The sequence below is a fragment of the Streptomyces sp. Y2F8-2 genome (genome assembly GCF_014905555.1).
Lineage (GTDB): Bacteria > Actinomycetota > Actinomycetes > Streptomycetales > Streptomycetaceae > Streptomyces > Streptomyces cynarae.
This window is the reverse complement of sequence record NZ_BNGS01000001.1, coordinates 484746-509299: the sequence shown is the minus strand read 5'-3', so window position 1 is coordinate 509299 and position 24554 is coordinate 484746. Positions and strand designations below refer to the sequence as shown.

Genomic DNA, 24554 nt, shown 5'->3' with positions numbered 1-24554 from the left:
CGAGGCGGGCTACCCACTCGGACGGCACAGCAGCGGTTTGGCCAGTTCCGCGCAGGGGCGGTCGCCGTGGGAGCGGATGACGTCCTTGCCGACCTCGTCGGAGAGATAGCGCAGGAAGCCTGCGGCGAGGGAGTCGGCGGGTGGTTCGCCGTAGGTGTAGGCGTACTCGGTCTGCCAGTACGGGTAGGCGCCGCCGTCGACGCCCTCCAGCGTGGCCGGGTAGCCGTCGATGCGGACGGGCTGGATGCCGGCGTGGGCCGTGGCCGCTCCGACCTCGCTGTGGCCCAGGGCGCCCGGGGTCGAGGCCACGGTGTCCAGGAGGGTCTGGGTGTCGCCGACCTCGCAGCGGCCCGGCTCGGCGGTGTCCATGGCGACGCAGTCGCTCGCCGTGACGCCCGGCAGTCGCTGGTTGCCGAGGACGCGGAGTTCGAGGGTGATGCGGGTGCCGGAACCGGGGTAGCGGCTCACGAGGTGGATGGGCACGTCGTTGCCGTTGACCTGCTTCCAGTTGGTTATCCTGCCGGCGTAGATCTCCCTGATCTGCTTCAGCGGCAGGTCCTTCACGCCCGCGTCCGGGTTGACGACCAGCGTGAAGAGGGAGAGGGCCACAGGGCGGGGGAGCAGTTGCGGGTGGCCGGTCCCGCTCTTGGGGCCGTCGCTGAACGCCAGACGGTCGCCGAGGCCCTTGCCGCCCTTCGGCTTGTCCTGTTTCCCTGCCGCCTCCAGGGCGTTGAGCCCGGGGACGCTGCCCTTGAAAGTGTCGTTCGAGAGCGGGATGCGCGCGTCGGGGCACGTCTTCTCGTACTGCCGCGCGGCCTCCCGCAGAACCGGCGCGAACGCGGTGGAGCCGGACAGGGTGAGCGTGCCCTTGGCGCAGTCCAGCGGCGCGGGCTTCGGGTCGCTGCGCAGGAGCATGAACAGGGACTGCCCGATGAGCACCAGGACCAGGAGGACGAGCAGCACCCGGACCGGCTTGGCGGCGAACGGGTAGTACTCGGTCCTTCGCATCCTGCCGCGGCGGACCCCGCCCACGATGCCGCCGACCACCTCCGGGTCGGGGAACGTCTGCTCGGTGAAGCCCGCCTCGCGTTCCAGCACCGCCAGCACCTTGTAGTGGTCGCGGCGGTTCAGCTTCACCTTGGGCAGTTCGATGAGCCCGTCGCTGACCCCGAGGCCCGGCACCGGCTGAGGGGTGCCCTGGCCGTTGCCGGAGGGGACGAAGAAGCTGCGCAGCTCGCTGCGGCTGAGTTCGGTGACGACCATGCCGACGACCCGGCGGCCCCGGAACGTGACCTGGATGCCGGCCCGGGCGCCGTCGGGCGCCAGGTAGTCGTCCTCCACGATGGGGGCCCGGCCGCTGTTCTCGATGCGCAGCAGGACGAACGACGGGTCGTGCAGGGACGTGCCGTTGTGCTGCATCTGCCGCAGCACTCCCGCGTACGGCGCGGCGGCCGCGTCCTGGGCGGTCGTGTCCATCTGCACGCGGTAGCCGAGGAGCTTCCGGCTGCCGACGACGAACTCCCACAGAGCCGCGGCACCGGAGACGGCCAGACCGACGACGGCCAGGGCGGTGTCCCAGGGAAAGCCGTTCACGGCCGACTCCCAGACGTCACAAGGTGGATGGGGAGGTCATGGTGGCCGGAGCGGGCGGCTGATGGGGAGGGGGAAAGGTCGTCTTCTATGGTGAATTCACTGGCATGTCATCCCGGGACACCGGGCGTTTTCCGGCCGTTGGGCACGGACGGGGTGGTGGCTGCCCTGCGCCACCACCCCGAGTCGCGGATCAGGCCCGTCAGTAGGGGCCGTTGACGTTGTCGATCGAGCCGTAGCGGTGGTAGGCGTAGTTGCACGCGGCGGTGATGTTGGCGACCGGGTCGTAGATGTTCCACGAGGTTCCCGGCACGTGGTAGGCGCGGAAGGTCGGGTCGATGACCTGGAGGAGGCCCTTGGACGGGATGCCCTTCGCGGCGTTGGAGTCCCAGAGGTTGATGGCCTTCGGGTTGCCGGAGGACTCGCGCATGACATTGCGGTAAATGCCGTTGTAGGAACCCGGAATACCGTGCTGCTTCATGACCGCCAGCGAGTGCTTGATCCAGCCGTCCAGATTGTTGGCGTAGATCACGCCGCTGGAAGCCGGCGCGGTTTTCGTGGCCGCGGCGGACACGGTTTTCTTGATCGAGGAAGAACCGGTGGGAAGAATCAAGACCTGACCCGGCCGGATGATGTAGGGGCTGGAAAGCTTGTTGGCCGCTGCGATGGCCTGCCAGCCGCCCGGCACATTGTGGGCCCGTGCGATGGAAGCCAGGTGGTCGCCGAGCCGGACGACGTATGTGGTCGTAGCGGTGGACGCGGCCGGAGTTCCCGCGACGGCTGCCGAAGCGGCCGGAGCGGCGTTGGCGGCCTGGGCCGCCCCGAGCACGGCCGTGCAGGCCAGGGCGAAAGAGCAAGCGGTGACGGCGCCGCCGGTGGAGAACCGGCGGGCCCGGCGCGAGCGGTTGAAGGCGTGTTTGGGCATGGTGCGGTCCTTGGTCCGGGGATTGCATTGCCCGCAGTTGCCGGTTCCCCTCGACAAACAGCACCGCATTTCGTTTGCGGTGCGCTGCGGCGGGAACATTCTTAGCCGCTGGGAATAACTCGACAATTCCCGTTTTTACTAAGCGGGCTAGTTGTCGCCCGTGCCTCGGATTGGGGCATGTCCGCAAAGTCGGGGAGTTAAGGACCGGGTAAAAGCACTAAGGTGCATCGTAAGTGAATTGCGTCACTCGGGGCCGAGCGGCATTTTGGGTGCGGTTATTCAACGGGCGAAACAGTTGCTTGGTGATTCCTTGGTATTTATAGGAGTAAATCGGACATCAAGGAATAACTCGGTGGCTTTTGTATCACCCGGACGGCACCTGCGCCGCGGTCCTACCCCGCCTGCCCCATCCCCGCCGCGTTCGGCCAGGCCGGCGGGCTGGGCCAGCCGGTGGCCGGGGCCGGTGCCAGGCCGGGGATGCCGGGGGCGGGCGCGGTCACGCCGCGCACCTGGGCGGCGGTCAGGCCGCCGCGCGCGGGAACGCCCGGCGGGGTGGGGCCGGTCGCCGCGGCAGCCGCGGGGACCGGGGCGGCCGCCGGGAACGGCGTCGGAGCGGGCGCGGGGACCGGAGCGGGCGCGGGGGTCGGCAGCGGGGCCGGAGCCGGTGCGGGTGCGGGCGTGAGCAGTGGCGAGGGCGCCGGAGGCAGGGGAGCGGCCTGGGCTGCCGCGGGCATCGGCGTACCGCCGACGGCCGGCTGCGCGGCGGGGAGCGGTGCGGCGGCCGGGAGCCCTGGACCGGACCCTACGGCCCGGGCGGCGAGCCCCCGCACCCCGGCCCCGTTGGTCTCGCTGACCAGGCGGTCCACCGCCGCCGTACCCGAGCTGTAACCGGTTCCCCGGCTCAGCTCGGGCACGGCGGCTCCCCTCCTGGACCCGTAGAGCACCTGCTCCAGGGCGGACACCAGGCGACGCACGTCCACCTGGGGGCGCACCACGAGTCGCAGGAAGCGGCTGGAGGAGCCGATCTTGTTGCCGCACTCGCGGACCAGGATCCGGTGCTCGGTGAGCAGCCGGTCGCGGACCACGGTGCCCTCGGCACCGACGGGGAGGCGCACGAAGAGGAAGTTGCCCTGGGACGGGTAGACCGTCAGGCCGGGCAGCGCCGAGAGGTGGCTGGCCATCTCGAGACGGTCGCGGCGCACCTGCTGCAGGCTCTGCTGGTACTCCGCCCCGTGCTCCTTCAACATGAACACCACGTGCTCGGCGAAGGAGTTGAGGTTCCACTTCGGCAGCATGGAGCGGATCCGGCCCGCGAGCGACGGGTTGGCGACCAGGTAGCCGAAGCGTATGCCGTGCAGGCCGAAGTTCTTGCCGAGGCTGCGCAGCACGACGACGTTGGGCCGCAGCATGGCCTCCTGCACGACGCTGGGGTCGGCCTCGGCGTCCGCGAACTCCAGGAAGGACTCGTCCACGACGACCAGGTCGAGGTCGGCCATCTGGTCCATGAACTGCACCAGGGCGTGCTTGTACTGGTAGCCGCCGTCGGGGTTGTTCGGGTTGCAGACGACGGCGACCCGGGTGCCCCGCTTGCGGATGAACTCGGCGTACTGGATGAGGTCCAGGGAGAAGCCGCTGGACTCCTGGAGCGGGAACATGTCGACCCGCTTGCCGGTCTCCATGGGCTGGTCGGTCCAGCGGCCGAAGGTGGGGACGGGGACGGCGAGGGACTCGCGGACCAGCAGGTGGTCGATCCAGGTGATCAGCTCGGTGGAGCCGTTGCCCATGGCGACGCACTGCGGCGGCAGCTGGAGCAGACCGCACAGCTCGGCCGTGATCGTCTCCGCGCCGCTCGGGTAGTAGGTGAGGATCTCACGCAGCTTGCCCGCCATCTCCTCGAACATGGCGGGCGTGGGGAAGTACGGGTTGCAGGGGATGCAGAAGTCCACCGGGCCGACTCCGTCGTTCTCCCGTGTCAGCGCCGCCATCGAGGGGCTGTGCGCCGCGGAGCTGCGGAACAGCGAGGTGACGTTGTCTGCCAAGGCAACCTCCGTACGGTGGGTGGCCCGTGCGGGGGAGCACGGGCCACCCACTCATACGGATGCGGACGTGGCGTTGTTCAACTGGTGTGCGTCGAGTGTGAGTTCCCTCGCGTTTACGCGCTGAACGAGTGGATCGTCGTCGTCCGGTACGTCTGCCCGGGCCGCAGCACGGTCGACGGGAAGTTCGCGTGGTTCGGCGAGTCCGGGAAGTGCTGGGTCTCCAGGCACAGCGCGTCGCCCTGGCGGTAGGTGTGGCCGCTGGTGCCGACCAGGGTGCCGTCGAGGAAGTTGCCCGAGTAGAACTGCAGGCCCGGCTGGTCGGTGGAGATCTTCAGGGTGCGGCCCGATCGCGGGTCGCGCAGCGTGGCCACGTGCTCGGGCTTCGCGGTGACGCCCTTGTCCAGGACCCAGTTGTGGTCGTAGCCCTTGGCCTGCACCTGCTGCGGGTGGCCGGCCCGGATGTCCCGTCCGACCGCCTTGGCGTGGCGAAAGTCGAAGGGGGTGCCGGCGACCTTCGCCAGCTCGCCGGTGGGGATGAGGCCCGAGTCGGTGGGCGTGTAGCGGGAGGCGGCGATCTGCAGCTCGTGGTCCTCGATGGTGCCGCTGCCCTCGCCGGCCAGGTTCCAGTAGACGTGGCTGGTGAGGTTGACGACGGTGGCCTTGTCGGTGGTGGCCTCGTAGTCGATGCGCCAGTCGCCGTGCTTGTCGAGGGTGTACGTCACCTTGGCCTTGAGCGTGCCCGGGTAGCCCATCTCGCCGTCGACGCTCGTGTAGTACAGGTGCAGGCCCACGTCGGAGCCCCTGGTGAACGGCTCGACGTCCCAGATGTGCTTGTCGAAGCCCTGCTTGCCGCCGTGCAGGCTGTTCTCGCTGTCGTTGACGGAGAGCTGGTAGCCCTTGCCGTCCAGGGTGAACCGGCCCTTGGCTATGCGGTTGCCGTAGCGGCCGATGAGGGCGCCGAAGTACGGGGTCTTCGCCACGTAGTCGTCGATGTTGTCGAAGCCCAGGGAGACGTTGGCGCAGCGGCCGTGCCGGTCGGGGATCTCCAGGCCCTGGACCACACCACCCCAGTTCAGGACCTTCAGGCGGGTCCCGCCGTTCTCCAGGGACCAGCGGTAGACCTTGGTGCCGTCGGCGAGCTTGCCGAAGAGTTCCTTCACGGGCTTCCTGCCTTCTGCTGCCTGCGCCGTGCCCAGGGAAAAGGGCCCCCGCCTTTCGGTGGGGGCCCTTACCGGCTCACGAACCGGACTTGCGCTTGTTCCACACGTCGAAGCCGACCGCCACCAAAAGGGCCAGGCCCTTGATGACCTGCTGCCAGTCGGTGCCGACGCTGAGGAGGTTCATGCCGTTGTTCAGCACACCGAGCACGAGACCACCGATGATCGCGCCGAGGACGGTACCGACACCGCCGCTCATGGACGCACCACCGATGAAGGAAGAGGCGATCGCCTCGAGCTCGAAGTTCACGCCCGCCTTCGGCGAGGCCGCGTTCAGACGGGCGGCGACCACCAGACCCGCCAGGGCCGCGAGCACTCCCATGTTCAGGAACACCTGGAAGGTGACCCGCTTGTCCTTCACGCCGGACAGCTTCGCGGCCGGCAGGTTGCCGCCGATCGCGTAGATGTGACGGCCGAAGACGGCGTTGCGCATGACGTAGCCGTAGCCGACCACCAGGACACCGAGGACGATGAGGATGATCGGCGCCCCCTGGTAGCTGGCGAGCAGCATCGTGAGGGCCAGGATGGCGGCGACGATCGCGACGATCTTCAGCGCGAACATCCGGGCCGGCAGCACGTCCAGGGAGAACTCCTGCTGGCGACGCCGGTCGCGCACCTCCTGCCACACCACGGCGGCGATCATGACGAGGCCGAGCAGCAGCGTGAGGTTGTGGTAGTTGGTGTTCGGGCCGACCTCGGGCAGGAAGCCGTTGCCGAGCTTCTGCAGCCCGTCCGGGAAGGGGCCGAGGGTCTGTCCCTTGAGCAGGATCTCCGTCAGGCCGCGGAAGAGCAGCATCCCCGCGAGGGTGACGATGAACGACGGTATGCCGAGATACGCGATGAGGTATCCCTGCACCGCGCCCGCCACCGCGCCCACCAGCAGACACAGCACGAGCGCGAGGGGCCACGCCACACTGTGCTCCACCGTCAGCACGGCCGCGAACGCACCCACGAACGCCGTCAGCGAGCCGACCGACAGATCGATGTGCCCGGCGATGATGACCAGCATCATGCCGATCGCGAGGATCAGGATGTAGCTGTTCTGCAGCACCAGGTTGGAGACGTTGCGCGGCAGCAGCAGGTCCCCGCCGGTCGCCACCTGGAAGAAGATGACGATCAGGCCGAGCGCGATCAGCATCCCGTACTGGCGCATGTTGCGGCGCAGGCCGCCCAGAACCAGCTGGAGCAGGCCCCTGCTGGTGGCCGATCCGCTCTTGCCCGGCGGCGCCGGGGCCGGGGTCTTGGCGGTCACATCGGTGCTCATCGGGTTACCTCTTTGTCCTTCGTCATCTGGCGCATCAGCACTTCCTGGGTGGCCTCGGCCCGTGGAACCTCTCCGGTCAGCCGCCCGGCGGCCATGGTGTAGATGCGGTCGCACATGCCGAGCAGCTCCGGCAGCTCGGAGGAGATGAAGACGACCGCCTTGCCCTGCGCGGCCAGCTGGTCGATCACCGTGTAGATCTCGTACTTGGCGCCCACGTCGATGCCGCGGGTGGGCTCGTCCAGGATCAGCACGTCCGGTCCCGCGAAGATCCACTTGCTGAGGACGACCTTCTGCTGGTTACCGCCCGACAGCTTGCCCACCGGCTCGAAGACGGTCGGCGCCTTGATGTTCATGGTCTTGCGGAAGCCCTCGGAGACCTGCCGCTCCTCGTGCTCGTCGACGATGCCCCGCTTGGCCACCTTGTTCAGCGCGGTCAGCGAGATGTTGCGGTTGATGGTGTCGATGAGGTTCAGCCCGTAGTGCTTGCGGTCCTCGGTGACGTAGGCGATGCCGTGCTCGACCGCCTCGGCGACGGTCTTCGTACGGATCTCCTTGCCGTCCTTGAGGACCGTGCCGCCCGCGTACCGGCCGTAGGTGCGCCCGAAGACGTTCATGGCCAGCTCGGTACGGCCCGCGCCCATCAGGCCCGCGATGCCGACGATCTCCCCGCGCCGCACCTGGATCGACACGTCGTCGACGACCTTGCGCTGCTGGTCGATCGGGTGGAACACGGTCCAGTTGCGGATCTCCAGGGCCGGCGCCGCGCCCTCCTCCGCCTCGTGCGGGGAGCGCTCGGGGAACCGGTGGTCGAGGTCGCGGCCGACCATGCCGGCGATGATCCGCTCCTCGGTGGTCTCCGGCGCCTTGACGTCCAGCGTCTCGATGGTGCGGCCGTCGCGCAGGATCGTCACCGAGTCGGCGACCTTGCGGATCTCGTTCAGCTTGTGGGAGATGATGATCGAGGTGATGCCCTGGTTCTTCAGCTCCAGGATGAGATCGAGGAGCTTGCCGCTGTCCTCGTCGTTCAGGGCCGCCGTCGGCTCGTCCAGGATGAGGAGCTTGACGTCCTTGGAGAGCGCCTTGGCGATCTCCACGAGCTGCTGCTTGCCCACGCCGATGTCGGCGATCCGGGTCTCCGGGTGCTCGTCGAGACCGACGCGGCGCAGCAGTTCGGTGGCGTGCTTGAGCGTCTCGTTCCAGTTGATGAATCCGCGTGCGGCGTGTTCGTTGCCGAGGAAGATGTTCTCGGCGATGGAGAGAAACGGCACCAGCGCCAGCTCCTGGTGGATGATCACGATGCCGTGCTCTTCGCTCGCCCGGATGTCCTTGAAGCGGCAGACCTCTCCCTCGAAGAGGATCTCCCCCTCGTACGTGCCGTGCGGGTGGACGCCGGAGAGGACCTTCATCAAGGTCGACTTGCCGGCGCCGTTCTCCCCGCAGATGGCGTGGACCTCGCCCTGACGGACGGTCAGAGTGACGTCCGACAGCGCCTTGACGCCGGGAAAGGTCTTGACGATCGAGCGCATTTCCAGGACGGGTCCCGCCATGGTCGTGCCTTCCAGTCGTGTGCGGTCGGTGAGGGTGTACGCCGGTTACTTGAGCTGGGCGTCGGTGTAGTAGCCGCCCTTGACCAGCACGTCCTCGTAGTTCGTCTTGTCGACGCTCACCGGCTGCAGCAGGTAGGCGGGGACGATCTTGGTGCCGTTGTTGTAGGTCTTGGTGTCGTTGACCTGCGGGGTCTTGCCGTTGAGGGCGTCGTCGACCATGGTCGCGGCGACCTTGGCGAGCTGGCGGGTGTCCTTGTAGACGGTCTGCGTCTGCTGACCGGCGATGATCGACTTCACCGAGGCGAGCTCGGCGTCCTGGCCGGTGATGACCGGCAGCGGCTTGCTCGCCGAGCCGTAGCCGTCCGACTTCAGCGCGGACAGGATGCCGATGGAGATGCCGTCGTAGGGCGAGAGCACCGCGTCGACCTTGCCGCTCTTGTAGGCGGAGGTGAGGATGTCCTCCATGCGCTTCTGCGCGGTGGTGCCGTCCCAGCGCAGCGTGGTGACCTGGTTGAGCTGTGTCTGCCCGGACTTGACCACCAGCTCCTTCTTGTCGATGTACGGCTGGAGCACGCTCATCGCGCCGTTGAAGAAGTACTTGGTGTTGTTGTCGTCGTTCGAGCCGGCGAACAGCTCGATGTTGAAGGGGCCCTTCTTGCCCTTGTCCAGGCCGAGCTTCTGCACGATGTAGGTGCCCTGCAGCACGCCGACCTTCTCGTTGTCGAACGAGGCGTAGTAGTCGACGTTCTTGGTGCCGAGGATCAGGCGGTCGTAGGCGATGACCGGGATCTTCGCCTGTGCGGCCTGCTGGAGGACGTTGTTCAGGGACTTGTTGTCGATGGCCGCGATGATCAGGCCCTTGACGCCCTGGGTGATCAGGTTCTCGATCTGGGATACCTGGGTGTCGGGGTCGTCCTCCCCGTAGACCAGCTTGGTCTTGTAGCCCGCGGCCTGAAGGTTCTTGACGACGTTGTTGCCGTCGTTGATCCAGCGCTCGGAGGACTTGGTCGGCATCGCGATGCCGATGGTCCCGCCCTTGGCGCTGCCCGCCTTCTCCTTACTGCCGCCCTCGCCGCTCTGGCCGCAGGCGGTCAGGGTGAGAGCGAGGGAGGCGGCTCCGGCTATCGCGGTGAGAGCGGCTCTGCGAGTGCGCATGATGATCAGTCCTTGCTGTGCGGGAGGTGTTCGGTCGTTCGGATGCCGTGCGGAGTCTCGACCGAGAGCAGGTGTGTGGGATTCTGCGCGGGGTTGTCGGCCGGTGTGAAGCCGAGTTTCCGGAACGTTATGACGGAATGGCGAACCGGTTGAGCGAGCCCGGCAGCCGGGAGCCGAGCGGCGCCATGTCGCCGTCCGCTCCGTGGCGTGCGAGCAGGTCCAGGGCGAGCCGGCCGCGCCGCACGCGTTCCTTGGCGGTGGCCAGGGTCAGCTCCCGCATATGGTTGCCGTACGGGTAGATTCCGGGCGCCTTGGACAGACCGAACTTGAGGTACAGCGGCGCGCCGCGCCGGATCAGCTCGGCGACCTCGTACATGCGCACATAGCCGCCGAGATCGTCGGGCGCTTCGATGTACATGTCCATGGGGGCGGCGGAGACCCGCCGGATCTCGGTGAGGTGATCGAGCGTCAGGTCGCTGGGCACGTTGACCGAGTCCGCGCCCAGGCGCTCGTACACGGCGTACGCGGCCGGGTTGACCGGGCCGATCAGCGCCGAGACCTTCAGCGTGGTGTCGGCCGGGATGATGCCCTTCTCGCGGGCGCGGTGCAGAGTCCACAGCACGCCCTCATCGGCGACGAGCAGGCACTTCACGCCCAGCTCCGTCGCCCGGACGGCGTCCTCGACACAGCCTGCGACCGCGTCGTGGCCACGAGCCCGCAGACCCGCGCCGCGCGAGTCGGTGCGGACCGAGCCGCCGATGTCCCAGGTGCCGCGCGGCCCCGTGAACAGGCACAGCTCGATGTCACGTTCGGCCGTGGCCTCGACCATCTCGGTGATCTCGGCGTCGGTCAGCATCCAGACGCCGCTGCCCTGGCTGATCCGGTGGATCGGCACATCGAGCCGGGAGGACTCCTTGAGGACCACCGCGAGCGCCTCGGGCCCCTCGCACGAGGGGATCTCGGTGCGCCAGCGGCCGCCTCCGGGGAAGGTGTGCGGCGAGGCGTCGGCGGGGGAGGGGGCGGGGGCGCCCAGGCCGAGCGCGGCGAGCGCCTGCTCACCGGGCCTGCGGGCTGCCGTAGCGGAGTCGGTGGTCACGAGGAGTCCTTCATGTTCGGTATATCGGACGAAGTTCGCGGCTCGGGGTGCGGGTGGGCCTGGTGGTACGCCGGTACGGAGCTCGTCAGGTAACTCCGTACCGGCGTACGGCTCTAGGGGTGTCACGGTCGTAGCAGGACCTTGCCGACCTTCGGGTCGCCGGACCCCACCAGCTCGATGGCCTGCGGGAACTCGGTGAGCGGCAGCTCGTGCGTGACCAGCCGCAGCGGATCGAGCAGCCCCGCGCCGAAGACCCGCACCGCGTGCGCCCAGGCGTCCGGCGGCGCACCGAAGACGGTGTGCACCTCCAGCTGCCGTACGACGAGGTCGGTCGGGTCCAGGCCCTCGGCGCCCGGCGCCGGGATGCCCGTCAGGACGAGCCGCCCGCCGCGCCGCAGCAGCGAGGCGGAGGTGCGCGCGGCGGAGGCGGACCCGGCGGTCTCGATGACGACGTCGAAGTCGTCGGGGAGCTCTTGGTCCTTGGTGCGGAAGTCGGTCGCGCCGAACCGCCGCGACAGCGCCTCGCGGTCGTTCCTGGTGCCCACCACCAGCAGCTCCGAGGGCGAGACCGCCTTCAGGAACTGCACGGCGAACATGCCGAGCGTGCCCGTGCCGACGACCGCGACCCGCTCGCCCGGCTGTGCGTTCCCCTTCAGCGCGGCGGCCGCGATGCAGGCGGCCGGCTCCAGCAGGGCCGCCGCCGTGAGATCGGCGTCGTCCGGCAGGATGTGCAGCAGGCGGGCCGGGAGCGTGAGGGTGGTGGCCATCGCGCCGGGCTGGGTGAAGCCCGTCTCCTCGTACCCCGAGGTGCACAGCGTCGTCTCGCCCGCGTGGCAGCGGTCGCAGACCTGGCAGTTGCGGAAGCCCTCCCCGACGGCCTTGCGGCCGACCAGCGACTCGGGCACCCCGGCGCCGACCGCCTCCACCGTGCCGGACCACTCGTGGCCGGGAGTGAGCGGGTAGCGCACGTAGCCCTCGGGCCGGTTGCCCTGGTAGACCTCGCGGTCGCTGCCGCAAATGCCGACCGCGTGGACCCGCACCAGCGCCTCGCCCGGGCCGGGCTCGCGCGGTGTGTGCTCCTCGAGCCGGTAAGCGCCGGGCGCCTCCACGACTACGGCGGTGGTCACTGCCCGTCCTTCGGGTTGCGCCTTTCCCAGCCCTCGGCCCACAGGTCGAAGTGGGCCCGCTGCTGCGGGAACTCGGCCGCCGCGTCGGTGTCCAGTTCCACACCGAGGCCCGGGGCGTCGGAGAGGTGGAAGCAGCCGTCCTCCGGGTTCACCTGCGGGGCACCCTTGACCACCTTCTTGATCTCCGCGTCCGCGAAGTCGTTGAAGTGCTCGAGGATCTTGAAGTTCGGCGTGGTGAAGCCGACTTGGAGGGAGGCGGCGGTGAGTACCGAGCCGCCCACGTTGTGCGGCGCCACCAGCATGTAGTGCGTCTCGGCGGTCGCGGCCAGCTTCCGCGTCTCCCAGATGCCGCCGATGTGGCCGAGGTCGGGCTGGATGATGTCCACGGCCTGGCTGTCGAACAGCTCGCGGAACTCGATGCGGTCGTGGATGCGCTCGCCCGTGGCGACCGGCATGTCGACCTTGGCGGCGACCTTCTCGAGCGCCTTGAGGTTCTCCGGCGGAACCGGCTCCTCAAGCCAGGCGGGCTTGAACGGCGCCAGCTCCTTGGCGAGCCGCACGGCGGTCGCGGGGGAGAAGCGGCCGTGCATCTCCAGCATCAGCTCGGCCTCCGGCCCGATGGCGTCGCGCACAGCCTCGATGAGGGAGACCGCGTACATGGTCTGCTCGTGGTCGAGCTCGAAGTGGCCGGTACCGAAGGGGTCGATCTTGAGGGCCCGGTACCCGCGCTCCATGACCCCCTGGGCGGCCTTGTGATAGGCCTCCGGCGTCCGCTCGGTGGTGTACCACCCGTTCGCGTAAGCCTTGACCTTGTCGGTGACCTTGCCGCCGAGCAGCTGCCAGACGGGCACCCCGAGGGCCTTGCCCTTGATGTCCCAGCAGGCCATCTCGACCACGGCGATGCCGGACATCACGATCTCACCCGCGCGCCCGTAGTCGCCGTACTTCATACGGCGGACCAGGTCCTCGACAGCGAACGGGTCCGAGCCGAGAATGTGATTGACCTCGGCCTCTTTGAGGTAGCCGATCAGCGCGTCGGTGTGGCCCAGCATGCGGGTCTCGCCCACGCCCGTGATGCCCTCGTCGGTGTGCACCTGTACGTACGTCAGATTCCGCCAGGGCGTCCCGACCACGTGTGTGCTGATTCCGGTGATGCGCACGGAGCTCGCCTTTCAGCTGTTCGAGATTTCGTCACTCGTTCGAAATGCTGGCCAGACAGTAAGTTTGGTGCGGCGGGAGTGTCAATGGGGCGAACGAGTAACGGTTCCGATACTTTCTCAGGCTACTTTTGTGCCGGCATCGGGGGGATGGGCGGGGGATGCCGGGGTTGCCGAGGGGATGCCGCGAGATGGTGCGGAATGTGGAGTGCCGGTATCAAGTCGCCGCGCCCGAACGGCCTGTTTCCCACATAACTTTCACAGAGGCTCCTGGGAACGTCCCCGACGGGGGACCTAGTCTTCCCGCGTCATGGACTTCTGCCACCCGTGCCGACGGCACCTCAATGGCGCCCTCGCATGCCCGGGGTGCGGCACAGCAGTCGAAGAACTCCGCGCGCATGCGGAGGAAGCGGACGTCGCTCCGCAGTCGGACATCGCCGCCGAGCCGTACGGCGACGAGGACTCCGGCAGTCCGGACCAGCACATGCACGGTCCCGACGACGGAAGCGTGCCGCAGGGGCGGGCGGCCAGGCGCCGGGCAGAGGGGCGTCGGCGAGGGACTGGACGGGAAGCCGACGAGCAGGCGACCGGACCGGCCGTCGGTGGCAGTACCAGTCGTCGTGACCGCAAGGCCGCGGCCCACCGCCGACGCCGCCGGCGCACCCTCCTGATCACCGCGGGTTTCGTCCTCGCGGCGGGCGGCCTGAGTCTCGCGGAACTCGGCGTCGACGCGCCCTTCGCCGACCCCGGGCCCCCGGCGGCGGGGGGTGCGAATGCCGAGGGCGGTACGTCGTCGCAGGCGCAGAGGACGGCACGGCCGGCACGGTCCCTGGACGGCCCGACGAGCACGGGCACCGGTTCGATGTCACCGAACCCCTCGGCGTCCGCATCGGCCTCGGATTCCCCGTCGCCCTCCGCGTCCAAGAGCGCCGGCGGCAAGGCCACCCGGTCGGCGACCGCGGGCGCTTCGCCGGTCACGCCGACGCAGGGTCCGGCGACGACGCGCCCGGCCGAGACGGGCAGGCCGACGGCGGATCCCACGACGTCGAAGCCGGATCCCTCGCCCTCCCAGACGTGCACGCGCTTCCTGTGGTGGTGCACGTAGGGCGACGGCTGGAGGGTGATGTTCGGGAGGCGGCTTGCCCGACGCCCTCGTGTTCCGAACGGCCCCAGTGGGGCTCACGTCGACTCGTCTCGGTCGCCGCGGCGTTGCCGAGCTGCCGCTCGACACGGGTGCCCGTGGCCTGCTCCGGGCCTTTGACCATGGCGGACGTGCCGCCGCCAGGTGCGTTATTCAACCGTGAACGACGATATCGGTGCAGCCCTCTTGACTCCCGTGAATTGTTAGCGCTCACAATAGCCCCCGCATTCACCAGTGAGCGGTCAACGCAGGACGGGAGGTGCGAGGGCCATATGCACAGCGCGCCAACTCGCCCCTCCCGCGCGTACCGTCGGGCTTTCCGGAACCACGGAGCGAAACCCGCGGCGCGGCGACAACCGCCCACATCGCAGGAGTTACCGGCAGGCGAGCGCCAGAGGAGGGGTGGTCGTGCCAGACAGTGAACTTCGACCGCCCACCATGGCGGACGTGGCGCGCGTGGCCGGTGTGTCCCACCAGACCGTGTCCCGTGTGCTGGGGGACCACCCCAATGTGCGGGACGCGACACGGGCCAGGGTGCTGCGCGTGATCGAGGAGATGGGCTATCGCCGCAACTCCTCCGCACGGGCCCTGGTGACCCGGCGCACCCGGACGCTGGGTGTGGTCGCCTCCGACACCACCCTCTACGGGCCGGCCAGTACGTTGTTCGCGCTCGAAGAAGCGGCCCGCGCCGAGGGATATCTGGTCTCGACGGTCAGCCTGCGCAAGCTGACCATGGAGACGCTCTCCGAAGCCATGGACCACCTCAGCGAGGGCGGAGTGGAAGGAGTGGTCACCATCGCTCCGCAGCAGTCGGCGGTGGACGCTCTCGCCGAACTCCGTTACCCCTTCCCGGTGGTGGTCGTGGGCAGCGCGCCGGGCGTCGACATTCCCGGCGTCAGTGTGGACCAGCACCTGGGAGCGACGCTGGCCACCAGTCATCTGCTGGCCGCCGGCCACCGCACGGTCTGGCACCTCGCCGGGCCCGAGGACTGGCAGGAGGCGGCCGACCGGGCCGCCGGCTGGCGGGCGACCTTGGATGCGGCGGGCGTCGAGGCGCCCGTCCCGCTGCGCGGGGACTGGAGTCCGCTGTCGGGGTACCGCGCCGGCCAGGAACTGGCCGGCTGGGTGGGCCGAGGGCTGACCGCCGTCTTCGCGGCCAACGACCAGATGGCACTGGGGGTGTTGCGGGCCCTGCGTGAGGCGGGAGTCCGAACGCCCCAGGACGTCGCGGTGGTCGGTTTCGATGACATCCCGGAGTCGGAGTTCTACGCTCCTCCTCTCACCACCGTTCGGCAGGACTTCTCGGCAGTGGGCAAGCGCGGCATCGCGCTGCTCCTGGAGTTGATCGAGGGCCGGCCACCCGCCACCACGGCCCGGATCACGATCGAACCCCAACTCGTCGTCCGCGCCAGCACTTTCCCGTACGCCGCTCGAACGGAGGGCGTACCCCACTGACCGACCGGTCGGCCGCACCGCGCGCAGCAGCGTGGCCGATATTTCGAACAATGATCGACAGGCTGGACGCACCGCGGCCGGCTCCCCTCCAGCACCAGCGGGTCCCATCCCCCGGGTCGGCTCTTCAAAGGAGAAGAACATGCTCAACAGAAGGAACTTCCTCACGGCGGCGGTCGGCGTGGCGGCCGCGGGTGGCCTGGCGGCCTGTGCCAAGAAGGACAACAGTTCCTCCGGCTCCTCCGGGGGCGGCAGCAAGACGATCACCCTCGGCTTCTCCCAGGTCGGATCCGAGAGCGGCTGGCGCAGCGCCAACACCACCTCCGTGAAGGACGCGGCCAAGGCGGCGGGTTACAACCTCAAGTTCTCCGACGCCCAGCAGAAGCAGGAGAACCAGATCTCCGCCATCCGCAGCTACATCGCGCAGAAGGTGGACGTCATCGCCTTCTCGCCGGTGGTCGTCACCGGCTGGGACGCGGTGCTCAAGGAGGCCAAGGCCGCGAAGATCCCGGTGGTTCTCACCGACCGCTCGGTGGAGACCTCCGACGACTCGCTGTATGTGACCCTGGTCGGCTCCGACTTCACCGACGAGGGCCGCCGCGCCGCGAGGATCCTGGAGAAGGTCCTGGAGAAGGCTGGCCACAAGGGTGCGGTGAAGATCGCCCAGCTGGAGGGCACCACCGGCGCCGCCCCGGCGATCGAGCGCGCCAAGGGCTTCAAGGAGGTCATGGACGCGCAGCACAAGGACGACTGGAAGATCGTCGTCAGCCAGACCGGTGACTTCACCCGCGCCGGCGGCAAGCAGGTCATGGCGGCCTTCCTGCAGTCCAACCCGGACGTCAACGTGCTCTTCGCGCACAACGACGACATGGCCCTCGGCGCCATCCAGTCCATCGAGGCGGCGGGCAAGAAGCCCGGCAAGGACATCCTGATCGTCTCGATCGACGGCGTCCACGACGGCTTCGTCGCCATGTCCCAGGGCAAGATCAACGCCATTGTCGAGTGCAACCCGCTGCTCGGCCCCCAGCTCATGGAGGTCGTGAAGAAGGTTCACGAGGGCCAGACGGTCGAGCGCTGGATCAAGACCAAGGAGGGCGACTTCATGCAGGACCAGGCCGCAGCCGCGCTCCCGAACCGCAAGTACTGACCGACCGCGCCCACGGCAGGGAGCCCCCGTCCGGCCGAGCCCTCGGTCACGGGGCTCCCTGCGGGCCTGAACCAGTCTCAATAGGAGCGCTGCCATGGCAGAGCCGCGGCCCGTCCTGGAAATGACGGGCATTGTCAAAGAGTTCCCGGGGGTACGGGCTCTGTCGGACGTCGACTTCCGGCTCTTCCCCGGCGAGATCCACGCCCTGATCGGCGAGAACGGCGCGGGCAAGTCCACCCTGATCAAGGTGCTGACGGGGGTCTACTCCCTGGATGGCGGCACGGTCACGCTGGACGGGAAGTCCGTGCGGTTCGGCAGCCCGCTGCAGGCGCAGCAGGCCGGTATCAGCACGGTCTACCAGGAGGTCAACCTCTGCCCGAACCTGTCGGTGGCGGAGAACATCTTCATCGGGCGCGAACCGACCCGCATGGGCCGCATCCAGTGGAAGCGGCTGCGCAAGGAGGCGGCAGAGCTCGTCGACCGGCTCGGCCTCGACATCGACGTCACCGCACCCCTGTCCTCGTACCCGCTGGCCGTGCAGCAACTGGTCGCGATCGTGCGGTCGGTGGGCACCGGCGGCAGCGGCGACGAGGCACCGGGCACCAAGGTGCTGATCCTCGACGAGCCGACCTCCAGCCTCGACCGGGACGAGGTCCTCGAACTGTTCGCCCTCATGCGGCGGTTGAGGGACGAGGGCGTCGCGATTCTGTTCGTCTCGCACTTCCTCGATCAGATCTACGAGGTCTGCGACCGGATGACCGTGCTGCGCAACGGCACCCTCGTCGGTGAGCACATGGTGCGCGACCTCGATCAGGTCGGTCTCGTCCAGCTCATGCTCGGCAAGGCACTGGACCAGCTGGAGGAGCTTCACGACCAGCAGCTGCACTCCGACCTCGGCGAGACGCTGCTCCGGGCGGACGGCCTCGGCAGGATCGGCGGCATCGCACCCTTCGACCTGGAGATCAAGAAGGGCGAGGTGGTCGGGCTCGCCGGCCTGCTCGGATCGGGACGGACCGAACTCGCCCGGTTGCTCTTCGGCGCCGACCAGCCGGACAGCGGCACGGTGTCCATCGGCGGCAAGCAGGTGTCGATGAGTGCTCCCAACGACGCGATCGGCGCCGGCGTCGCGTTCTGCTCCGAGAACCGCAAGACCGAGGGGCTGGTGCCGGATCTGACGGTGCGGGAGAACATCATCCTGGCCCTGCAGGCCGCGCGCGGCTGGACCCGGCCCATCCCCGTCTCGCAGCGCGACGAACTCGTCGCCAAGTACATCAAGGCGCTGGACATCCGCCCCGCCAATCCGGAGGCCCGGGTCGGACAGCTCAGCGGCGGCAACCAGCAGAAGGTGCTGCTGGCCCGCTGGCTGATCACCCAGCCGAAGCTGCTGATCCTGGACGAGCCGACGCGCGGCATCGACATCGGCGCGAAGGCGGAGATCCAGAAGCTCGTGGTCTCCCTCTCCGAGGACGGCATGTCCGTCCTGTACATCGCGGCCGAGCTGGAGGAGGTACTCCGGCTCAGTCACACCATCGGAGTACTGCGCGACCGCCGGCTGGTGGCGCAGATCGCCAACGGGCCCGAGATCACCACCAGCCGGATCCTGGAGACCATCGCGAGCGGAGAGCACCAGTGACCACCCCTTCCCGATGGCGAGCGCTGACCCAACACCACCTCTTCTGGCCGGTGGCGGTCCTCGTCCTCCTGCTGCTCGTCAACGTTCCCTTTACGCCCGACTTCTTCTCCGTGCGGATGTCGGGCGGTCACCTCTACGGCAGCCTCGTCTCCATCGTGCTGTTCGGATCGCCCCTCATCCTGGTGGCAGTCGGCATGACCCTGGTCATCGCGACCGGCGGCATCGACCTCTCCGTCGGCGCGGTGGTCGCCATCACCGGAGCGCTGGCCTGCTCGTACATCAGCCACCAGGCCGACCAGAACGCCCTGTCGGGAGTGCTGCTCGCCATGGGCCTGGGCCTGCTGGCCGCAGTCGTCTGCGGTCTGTGGAACGGCTTCCTGGTTGCCAGGATGGGCATCCAGCCGATCATCGCCACGCTGATCATCATGGTCGCCGGTCGCGGTGTCGCCCAGCTGATCAGCGGCGGCCAGATCATCACCGTGAACAGCGACCCGTACAAGCTGATCGGCGGCGGCTACTGGCTGACGCTGCCGTTCTCCATCTTCGTGGTGGCCGTGGTCGTGGCCGTCACCGTCGCGCTGACCCGCCGCACGGCACTCGGTCTGCTCGTCGAGTCGGTCGGCGGCAACGCCGAGGCCAGCCGCCTGGTGGGCATCAGGTCCCTGCGCATCAAGATCATGGTGTACGTGTTCTGTGCGCTGTGCGCCGGCATCGCGGGCCTGATGATCAGCTCCAACACCTCGGCCGCGGACGGCAACAACGCCGGCCTGTGGATCGAACTCGACGCGATCCTCGCGGTGGTGATCGGCGGCACCTCGCTCCTGGGCGGCCGGTTCTCCGTCGGCGGCACGGTGGTCGGCGCCCTGGTCATCCAGACCCTGACCACCACGATCTACACCATCGGTGTGCCGACCCAGACCAACCTGGTCTTCAAGGCCGCCGTCGTCATCGTCGTCTGCCTGCTGCAGTCCCCGAAGTTCCGCGCCAGGCTGTTCGGTGCCAGGTTCGGCACGAAGGGGAGCGCCACGCCGACCGCGCCCCCGGCGGACACCGCCGCGGCGGCCGACGCCGCTCCCAAGATGGAGGTGTCGTGATGAGCGCGACCACCCAGAGCCCCACGGCGCCGGACAGCCGTACCCCGTCCAAGGCGCGGCGTCTGCTCGGTGACCCGCGCCTGCCCGTCGTCGCGACGGCACTGCTCTTCCTCGTGATGTACGGCGTGGGCCTGAGCCGCTACCAGTACTACGGGTTCGCCGAACCGCAGGTCTTCTTGAACCTGTTCATCGACAACGGCTATCTGCTGGTCGCGGCCGTCGGCGCCACCTTCGTCATCCTGTCCGGCGGCATCGACCTGTCCGTCGGCTCGATGATCGGTTTCACCACGATGTTCACGGCCTGGCTGGTGGAGCGCCAGGGGGTGCCGCTGCCGCTCGTGATTCCCATGGCGCTGGCCGTGGGTGCCTTCGGGGGCTTCCTGATGGGCTATGTGATCCACAACTTCGAGATCCAGCCCTTCATTGTGACCCTCGCCGGCCTCTTCCTCTTCCGCGGCCTGTGCCTGGTCATCAGCAAGGAGTCGATCTCCATCAGCGACTCCTCGGTGAGCCGCATGGCCCAGGCGCAGGTGTCGCTGGGGGTGGGCTTCCTGTCGCTCGGTGCGATCGTCGCGCTGGTCGTCCTCGCCGTGGCGTTCTACGTCCTGCACTACACGCGCTTCGGGCGCAGGGTGTACGCCATCGGCGGCAACGAGCAGTCGGCCATGCTGATGGGCCTCCCGCAGGGCGGCACGAAGATCGCTGTGTACACGGTGAGCGGCTTCTGCTCGGCGCTCGCCGGCCTGCTGTTCACCCTGTACATCCAGTCCGGCGACCCGCTGCACGCGACCGGCATGGAACTCGACGCGATCGCCGCGGTCGTCATCGGCGGCACGCTGCTGACGGGTGGCTCCGGCTACGTGCTGGGAACCCTGTTCGGTGTGCTGGTGCTGGGCCTGATCAAGAGCATCATCCAGTTCGAGGGCACGCTCAGCTCCTGGTGGACGAAGATCGCCACCGGTGTGCTGCTGTGCGCGTTCATCCTGGTCCAGCGGTTCATGACGACCCGCAGGAAGACCTGATCCAATAGGGACGTTCCCAGTCCGAGCGGTCCGGGGCACGCCGTGCACCGGACCGCTCAGCCGTTTCCGCCCCGGTGGCGCGCATGGCCGACAGGGTCTGCCGCATCCCTCGTTCTCCGTTCTCAGTACACCTGGGTGTCCCCGGTCAGCATCCGCTGCAACAGCCCCCGCATCACGTGGCGCTCCTCCTCGGTGAGCGCGGCCAAGGGCTCTTTCGCGAAGCGCAGTGACTCGCGCAGGCTGCGGGCGACGCGGCGGCCGTCGTCCGTCGCCGCGGCCAGCTTCACACGGCGGTCCGCCGGGTCCGGGCGGCGTTCGACCAGGCCGCGGGACTCCAGGCGGTCGACGATGCCGGTGACGTTCGACGGCTCGCACTTCAGTTTCTGGGCCAGCTTGCGCATCGGCAGCGGCTCCAGCGACAGAAGGCTGAGCAGGCGTGCCTGCGCGCCCGTCAGCGCGTGCTCGCCGGCCGCGGTCTCGTAGTCCTCGTAGAAGCGGGCCACCACCTCGCCGATGAGCTCGACGACTTCCAGGGTCAGGGCGTCGGGGCGAGGGGTCTTCCGCGGAGTGGCCATGCGCTTCAGGATACCCGGTTACTTGACACACTGAAATATTCAGGAGCATGGTTGTTTTAGGTACTGAAGTAAATCCGAAAGGCGTAGTCATGATCAACCGCGAATGGCACCTGCTCAGCCGACCGGTCGGCTGGCCGAAGCCCGAGGACTTCGCCCTGGTCGACGCGGAGGTCCCGACGCCGGGCGAGGGTCAGGTGCTCGTGCGGAACAAGTACCTCTCCGTCGACCCGTACATGCGTGGCCGTATGAGCGCCGCCAAGTCCTACGTCGCCCCCTTCGAACTCGGCAAGGTCATGCAGGGCGGAGCGGTCGGCGAGATCGTGGCCTCCGACGCCGAGGGCCTGGCCGTCGGCGACCACGTGCTGCACTTCTTCGGCTGGCGCGAGTACGCGGCAGTGGACGCGAAGAACGCCGTCAAGGTCGACCCCGCGGCCGCACCCCTCTCCACGTACCTGGGCGTCCTCGGCATGACCGGCCTCACCGCCTACGCCGGCCTGCTGCGCACCGCCGCCTTCAAGGAGGGCGACTCCGTCTTCGTCTCCGGTGCCGCGGGCGCCGTCGGCAGCCAGGTCGGCCAGATCGCCAAGCTCAAGGGCGCCTCCCGGGTCATCGGTTCCGCGGGCTCCGACGAGAAGGTCAAGCTGCTGCTGGAGGAGTACGGCTTCGACGCCGCCTTCAACTACAAGAACGGCCCCGTGAGCGAGCAGCTCCGCGCCGCCGCCCCCGACGGGATCGACGTCTACTTCGACAACGTCGGCGGCGACCACCTGGAGGCCGCCATCGGCTCCCTCAACCGCGGTGGGCGCATCGCCGTCTGCGGCATGATCTCCGTCTACAACAACACCGAGCCCGCTCCCGGCCCGAGGAACCTCGCCCGGCTCATCCAGACCCGCGGCCGGATCGAGGGCTTCCTGGTCGGCGACCACTACGACCTGCAGCCGCAGTTCGTCGAGGAGGTCGGCGCCTGGATCCGCTCCGGCGAGCTGAAGTACCGCGAGACCGTCGTCGAGGGCATCGAGAACAACCTGGAGGCGTTCTTCGGCGTCCTGCGCGGCGACAACGTCGGCAAGATGATCGTCGAGCTCTGACCGGCGGAACACCACCTGCCTCACCGTGACGCCCGCCTGACCGGGGTCGTTGCGTACGGCGAAGGCCGCGCCCCTGGACGTGGGGTGCGGCCTTCATCGTGCCGTCCGCCTGGGGGAACCGCCGCCTCCACGCGAGGGCGGCACGAGTGTGACGGCGATGGTGACGCCACCATGACAATCGAAAGGCCGACCGCCGATAGGGTTTTCCCATGCATGATCTGGGCGCGGGACTCGGCTATCTCCTCAAGGGCCAACGCTGGGTGGCCCGCCACGGCAAACAGTACGGCTTCGGCATCCTGCCGGGCCTGATCGCCCTCGTCCTGTACGCGGCGGCGCTCGTCGCACTCGCCCTGTGGGGCGACGACCTCGTCACCTGGGCCACCCCCTTCGCCGACGGCTGGCCGGACCCCTGGCTCGGGCTCTTCCGCGGTTTTCTCACCGTCGTGCTGTTCGCCCTCGCGCTCCTCCTCGCCGTTCTCACCTTCACCGCGGTCACCCTGCTCATAGGCCAGCCCTTCTACGAGAACCTCTCGGAGAAGGTCGACCGCGACGTCTCCCCGGACGGCACCGCACCCGAGTCGGACCTGCCCCTCCACCGGGAGATGTGGATATCGGCCCGCGACAGCCTCCGCGTCCTCGTACGGGCCGCACTCTGGGGCGTCCTGCTCTTCGCCCTCGGCTTCCTGCCGTTCGTGGGCCAGACCGCCGTCCCGGTCATCGGCTTCTTCGTCACAGGCTTCTTCCTCACCGAGGAACTCACCGCCGTGGCGCTCCAGCGCCGCAGCGTCGAACTCCGCGACCGCCTCACCCTGTTGCGCTCCCGCAAGCTGCTCGTCTGGGGTTTCGGCACACCCCTCGGCCTGGCGTTCCTCGTCCCGTTCGTCGCCGTCTTCCTGATGCCGGGCGCGGTCGCGGGCGCCACACTGCTGGCCCGGGACCTGCTGGGTGAGGAGAACGCCCGGGAGGCGGAGGACGCCCCCGAGGACGAGCAGATCACCCACCACTGAGCGCGCCTCCGGGGACGTACGCCGTCTCCCGCAAGGCCGCCACGAACGCCTCCCCGGCCGGGGACAGGACCGGCGCCGCGGCAGGGGAGTGCCGTGCCGTCAGAGGCGCCGAAGATCTGCGACGAGCGCGCGCCCACGTGGACGTTTGTGAAGGGTTCGTACGAAGTCCAGGGCGGACGCCCGATCGCCGACCACCGGGTCACGACGGCGATTAACGTCTGAGGCGGGACCGAGTCCCCCTACGAACAGCCCCGGTCCGGGACCTGACGGCCGGACCGGGGCTCGTCGCTCGTTCGACGGACCTCAGCGCACCGAGAAGCGGTACACCGTCTCCGACCGGTACCCCTCGCCCGGCCGCAGCCGCGTGCTCGGGAAGTCCGGGCGGTTCGGTGAGTCCGGGAAGTGCTGGGTCTCCAGTGCGATGCCGTCGCCGGGGGCGAACGGGGCGCCGAGGTGGTCGGCCGTGTACAACTGCACGCCGGGTTCGGTCGTGGACACGGTGAGCAGGCGCCCTGACGCCGGGTCGTGCAGCTCGGCGACCTCGACCGGGGTGCGCGTCACACCCTTGTCGAGCACGAAGTTGTGGTCGTAGCCGGAGCCCACCTTCCGGGACTCCCGGAAGTCGAAACGGCTGCCCTCGACGGTCTCCAGCGCTCCCGTCGGGATCAGGTCCGCGTCCACCGGGGTGTACCGGGAGGCCGCGATGCTCAGCTCGTGGCCGCCCGCGTTCCCGGAACCCGCCAGGTTCCAGTACGAGTGGTTCGTCAGGTTCACCACGGTCGGCGCGTCCGTGACCGCCTCGTACACGATCCGCAGCGCGCCGTCCGCATCGAGGGTGTACGTCGCCGAGACCTCGAGCCGGCCCGGGAAGCCCTCCTCGCCGTGCGGGCTGACCCGGGACAGCCGGACGCCGTGCTCCACCGGCTCCCCGTCCCAGATCCGCTTGTCGAAGCCCCGCGACCCGCCGTGCAGCGAGTTGGGGCCGTTGTTCGGCTCCAGCGCGTAGGTCCGGCCGTCGAGCGGGAAGCGGGCGCCCGCGATGCGGTTGGCGTACCGCCCGACCAGAGCCCCGAGGAACGACTCGGGGTGGCGCAGATAGCCGTCCAGACCCGGGAAGCCCAGCACCACGTCCGCCCGGGCCCAGTCCCGGTCCGGGACCTCCGCCGACTGCACGATCCCGCCGTACGACAGGACGCGCACCCGCACCCCGCCCCGCTCCAGCGTCCAGCGGTGGACCGCCGAGCCGTCGGGAAGTGTGCCGAAAAGTTCGCTCATGTG

At 68.9% G+C, this 24554-nt stretch carries 20 protein-coding genes; 8 read left to right on the top strand and 12 right to left on the bottom strand.

Annotated features, from left to right (window positions below; translation table 11 throughout):
- Positions 1-9: 9 nt before the first annotated feature.
- The 10 genes from SY2F82_RS02335 to SY2F82_RS02290 all read right to left on the bottom strand — a co-directional run bounded on the left by SY2F82_RS02335 (position 10) and on the right by SY2F82_RS02290 (position 13120).
- Positions 10-1593, bottom strand: a complete 1584-nt coding sequence (locus tag SY2F82_RS02335; protein WP_236041051.1) for a substrate-binding domain-containing protein — start codon at positions 1591-1593, stop codon at positions 10-12.
- Positions 1594-1792: 199 nt separating this feature from the next.
- Positions 1793-2515, bottom strand: coding sequence for a LysM peptidoglycan-binding domain-containing protein (locus SY2F82_RS02330; RefSeq protein WP_200417220.1), 723 nt, complete (start codon positions 2513-2515; stop codon positions 1793-1795).
- Between the two features lie 392 nt (positions 2516-2907).
- Positions 2908-4554: a histidinol-phosphate transaminase gene (locus tag SY2F82_RS02325; RefSeq protein ID WP_200417219.1), complete on the bottom strand. Its 1647-nt coding sequence runs from the start codon at positions 4552-4554 to the stop codon at positions 2908-2910.
- A gap of 113 nt (positions 4555-4667) precedes the next feature.
- Positions 4668-5750, bottom strand: a complete 1083-nt coding sequence (locus tag SY2F82_RS02320) for an aldose epimerase family protein (RefSeq protein ID WP_200417775.1) — start codon at positions 5748-5750, stop codon at positions 4668-4670.
- Between the two features lie 40 nt (positions 5751-5790).
- Positions 5791-7035, bottom strand: a complete 1245-nt coding sequence (gene mmsB / locus SY2F82_RS02315) for a multiple monosaccharide ABC transporter permease (protein ID WP_200417218.1) — start codon at positions 7033-7035, stop codon at positions 5791-5793.
- Complete coding sequence (gene mmsA, locus SY2F82_RS02310; protein ID WP_200417217.1) at positions 7032-8582, bottom strand: multiple monosaccharide ABC transporter ATP-binding protein; 1551 nt, start codon at positions 8580-8582, stop codon at positions 7032-7034. The genes mmsB and mmsA overlap by 4 nt, the downstream gene beginning before the upstream one ends.
- 45 nt (positions 8583-8627) lie before the next feature.
- A complete protein-coding gene (gene chvE, locus SY2F82_RS02305) occupies positions 8628-9737 on the bottom strand; it encodes a multiple monosaccharide ABC transporter substrate-binding protein (protein WP_200417216.1) in 1110 nt (369 codons plus the stop codon).
- Between the two features lie 127 nt (positions 9738-9864).
- Positions 9865-10833 carry a hypothetical protein gene (locus SY2F82_RS02300; protein ID WP_200417215.1) on the bottom strand — a complete coding sequence of 323 codons (969 nt, stop codon included), beginning with the start codon at positions 10831-10833 and terminating at the stop codon, positions 9865-9867.
- 122 nt (positions 10834-10955) lie between these two features.
- The gene (locus SY2F82_RS02295; protein ID WP_200417214.1) at positions 10956-11960 is read right to left on the bottom strand and encodes a zinc-binding dehydrogenase; all 1005 of its coding nucleotides are present in this window, start codon (positions 11958-11960) and stop codon (positions 10956-10958) included.
- Positions 11957-13120 (bottom strand): mandelate racemase/muconate lactonizing enzyme family protein, encoded by a 1164-nt coding sequence (locus tag SY2F82_RS02290; RefSeq protein WP_200417213.1) that lies wholly within the window; start codon positions 13118-13120, stop codon positions 11957-11959. The genes SY2F82_RS02295 and SY2F82_RS02290 overlap by 4 nt, the downstream gene beginning before the upstream one ends.
- Before the next feature lie 307 nt (positions 13121-13427).
- On the opposite strand from SY2F82_RS02290, the gene SY2F82_RS02285 reads away from it, so the two are divergent.
- From SY2F82_RS02285 to yjfF, 6 genes are all read left to right on the top strand, one after another.
- Positions 13428-14222 (top strand): hypothetical protein, encoded by a 795-nt coding sequence (locus tag SY2F82_RS02285; protein ID WP_200417212.1) that lies wholly within the window; start codon positions 13428-13430, stop codon positions 14220-14222.
- Positions 14223-14696: 474 nt separating this feature from the next.
- Positions 14697-15713 (top strand): LacI family DNA-binding transcriptional regulator, encoded by a 1017-nt coding sequence (locus SY2F82_RS02280; RefSeq protein WP_374707125.1) that lies wholly within the window; start codon positions 14697-14699, stop codon positions 15711-15713.
- A gap of 139 nt (positions 15714-15852) precedes the next feature.
- Complete coding sequence (locus tag SY2F82_RS02275) at positions 15853-16857, top strand: ABC transporter substrate-binding protein (protein ID WP_200417210.1); 1005 nt, start codon at positions 15853-15855, stop codon at positions 16855-16857.
- Positions 16858-16951: 94 nt separating this feature from the next.
- Positions 16952-18490 (top strand): sugar ABC transporter ATP-binding protein, encoded by a 1539-nt coding sequence (locus tag SY2F82_RS02270; protein ID WP_200417209.1) that lies wholly within the window; start codon positions 16952-16954, stop codon positions 18488-18490.
- A complete protein-coding gene (locus SY2F82_RS02265; RefSeq protein WP_200417208.1) occupies positions 18487-19584 on the top strand; it encodes an ABC transporter permease in 1098 nt (365 codons plus the stop codon). Before SY2F82_RS02270 ends, SY2F82_RS02265 begins: the two co-directional genes overlap by 4 nt.
- Positions 19584-20606, top strand: a complete 1023-nt coding sequence (gene yjfF, locus SY2F82_RS02260; protein ID WP_200417207.1) for a galactofuranose ABC transporter, permease protein YjfF — start codon at positions 19584-19586, stop codon at positions 20604-20606. The genes SY2F82_RS02265 and yjfF overlap by 1 nt, the downstream gene beginning before the upstream one ends.
- A gap of 122 nt (positions 20607-20728) precedes the next feature.
- Here yjfF and SY2F82_RS02255 read toward each other — a convergent pair whose 3' ends face one another.
- Positions 20729-21181 (bottom strand): MarR family winged helix-turn-helix transcriptional regulator, encoded by a 453-nt coding sequence (locus tag SY2F82_RS02255; protein WP_200417206.1) that lies wholly within the window; start codon positions 21179-21181, stop codon positions 20729-20731.
- An 89-nt stretch (positions 21182-21270) separates the two neighbouring features.
- Between SY2F82_RS02255 and SY2F82_RS02250 the strand changes: the two genes are divergently transcribed.
- Positions 21271-22269: an NADP-dependent oxidoreductase gene (locus SY2F82_RS02250; RefSeq protein ID WP_200417205.1), complete on the top strand. Its 999-nt coding sequence runs from the start codon at positions 21271-21273 to the stop codon at positions 22267-22269.
- A gap of 209 nt (positions 22270-22478) precedes the next feature.
- Positions 22479-23276, top strand: coding sequence for an EI24 domain-containing protein (locus SY2F82_RS02245; protein WP_200417204.1), 798 nt, complete (start codon positions 22479-22481; stop codon positions 23274-23276).
- Positions 23277-23579: 303 nt separating this feature from the next.
- On the opposite strand, the gene SY2F82_RS02240 is transcribed toward SY2F82_RS02245, so the two are convergent.
- Positions 23580-24551: an aldose epimerase family protein gene (locus SY2F82_RS02240; protein ID WP_200417203.1), complete on the bottom strand. Its 972-nt coding sequence runs from the start codon at positions 24549-24551 to the stop codon at positions 23580-23582.
- Positions 24552-24554 lie beyond the last annotated feature (3 nt).

Excerpts from the sequence above, each read along its gene's own strand:
- SY2F82_RS02330 (WP_200417220.1), bottom strand. The coding sequence starts at position 2,515 with ATGCCCAAACACGCCTTCAACCGCTCGCGCCGGGCCCGCCGGTTCTCC.
- SY2F82_RS02240 (WP_200417203.1), bottom strand. The coding sequence starts at position 24,551 with ATGAGCGAACTTTTCGGCACACTTCCCGACGGCTCGGCGGTCCACCGC.
- yjfF (WP_200417207.1), top strand. The coding sequence starts at position 19,584 with ATGAGCGCGACCACCCAGAGCCCCACGGCGCCGGACAGCCGTACCCCG.
- SY2F82_RS02255 (WP_200417206.1), bottom strand. The coding sequence starts at position 21,181 with ATGGCCACTCCGCGGAAGACCCCTCGCCCCGACGCCCTGACCCTGGAA.
- chvE (WP_200417216.1), bottom strand. The coding sequence starts at position 9,737 with ATGCGCACTCGCAGAGCCGCTCTCACCGCGATAGCCGGAGCCGCCTCC.
- SY2F82_RS02280 (WP_374707125.1), top strand. The coding sequence starts at position 14,697 with ATGGCGGACGTGGCGCGCGTGGCCGGTGTGTCCCACCAGACCGTGTCC.
- SY2F82_RS02270 (WP_200417209.1), top strand. The coding sequence starts at position 16,952 with ATGGCAGAGCCGCGGCCCGTCCTGGAAATGACGGGCATTGTCAAAGAG.
- mmsA (WP_200417217.1), bottom strand. The coding sequence starts at position 8,582 with ATGGCGGGACCCGTCCTGGAAATGCGCTCGATCGTCAAGACCTTTCCC.
- SY2F82_RS02285 (WP_200417212.1), top strand. The coding sequence starts at position 13,428 with ATGGACTTCTGCCACCCGTGCCGACGGCACCTCAATGGCGCCCTCGCA.
- SY2F82_RS02245 (WP_200417204.1), top strand. The coding sequence starts at position 22,479 with ATGCATGATCTGGGCGCGGGACTCGGCTATCTCCTCAAGGGCCAACGC.
- mmsB (WP_200417218.1), bottom strand. The coding sequence starts at position 7,035 with ATGAGCACCGATGTGACCGCCAAGACCCCGGCCCCGGCGCCGCCGGGC.
- SY2F82_RS02275 (WP_200417210.1), top strand. The coding sequence starts at position 15,853 with ATGCTCAACAGAAGGAACTTCCTCACGGCGGCGGTCGGCGTGGCGGCC.
- SY2F82_RS02250 (WP_200417205.1), top strand. The coding sequence starts at position 21,271 with ATGATCAACCGCGAATGGCACCTGCTCAGCCGACCGGTCGGCTGGCCG.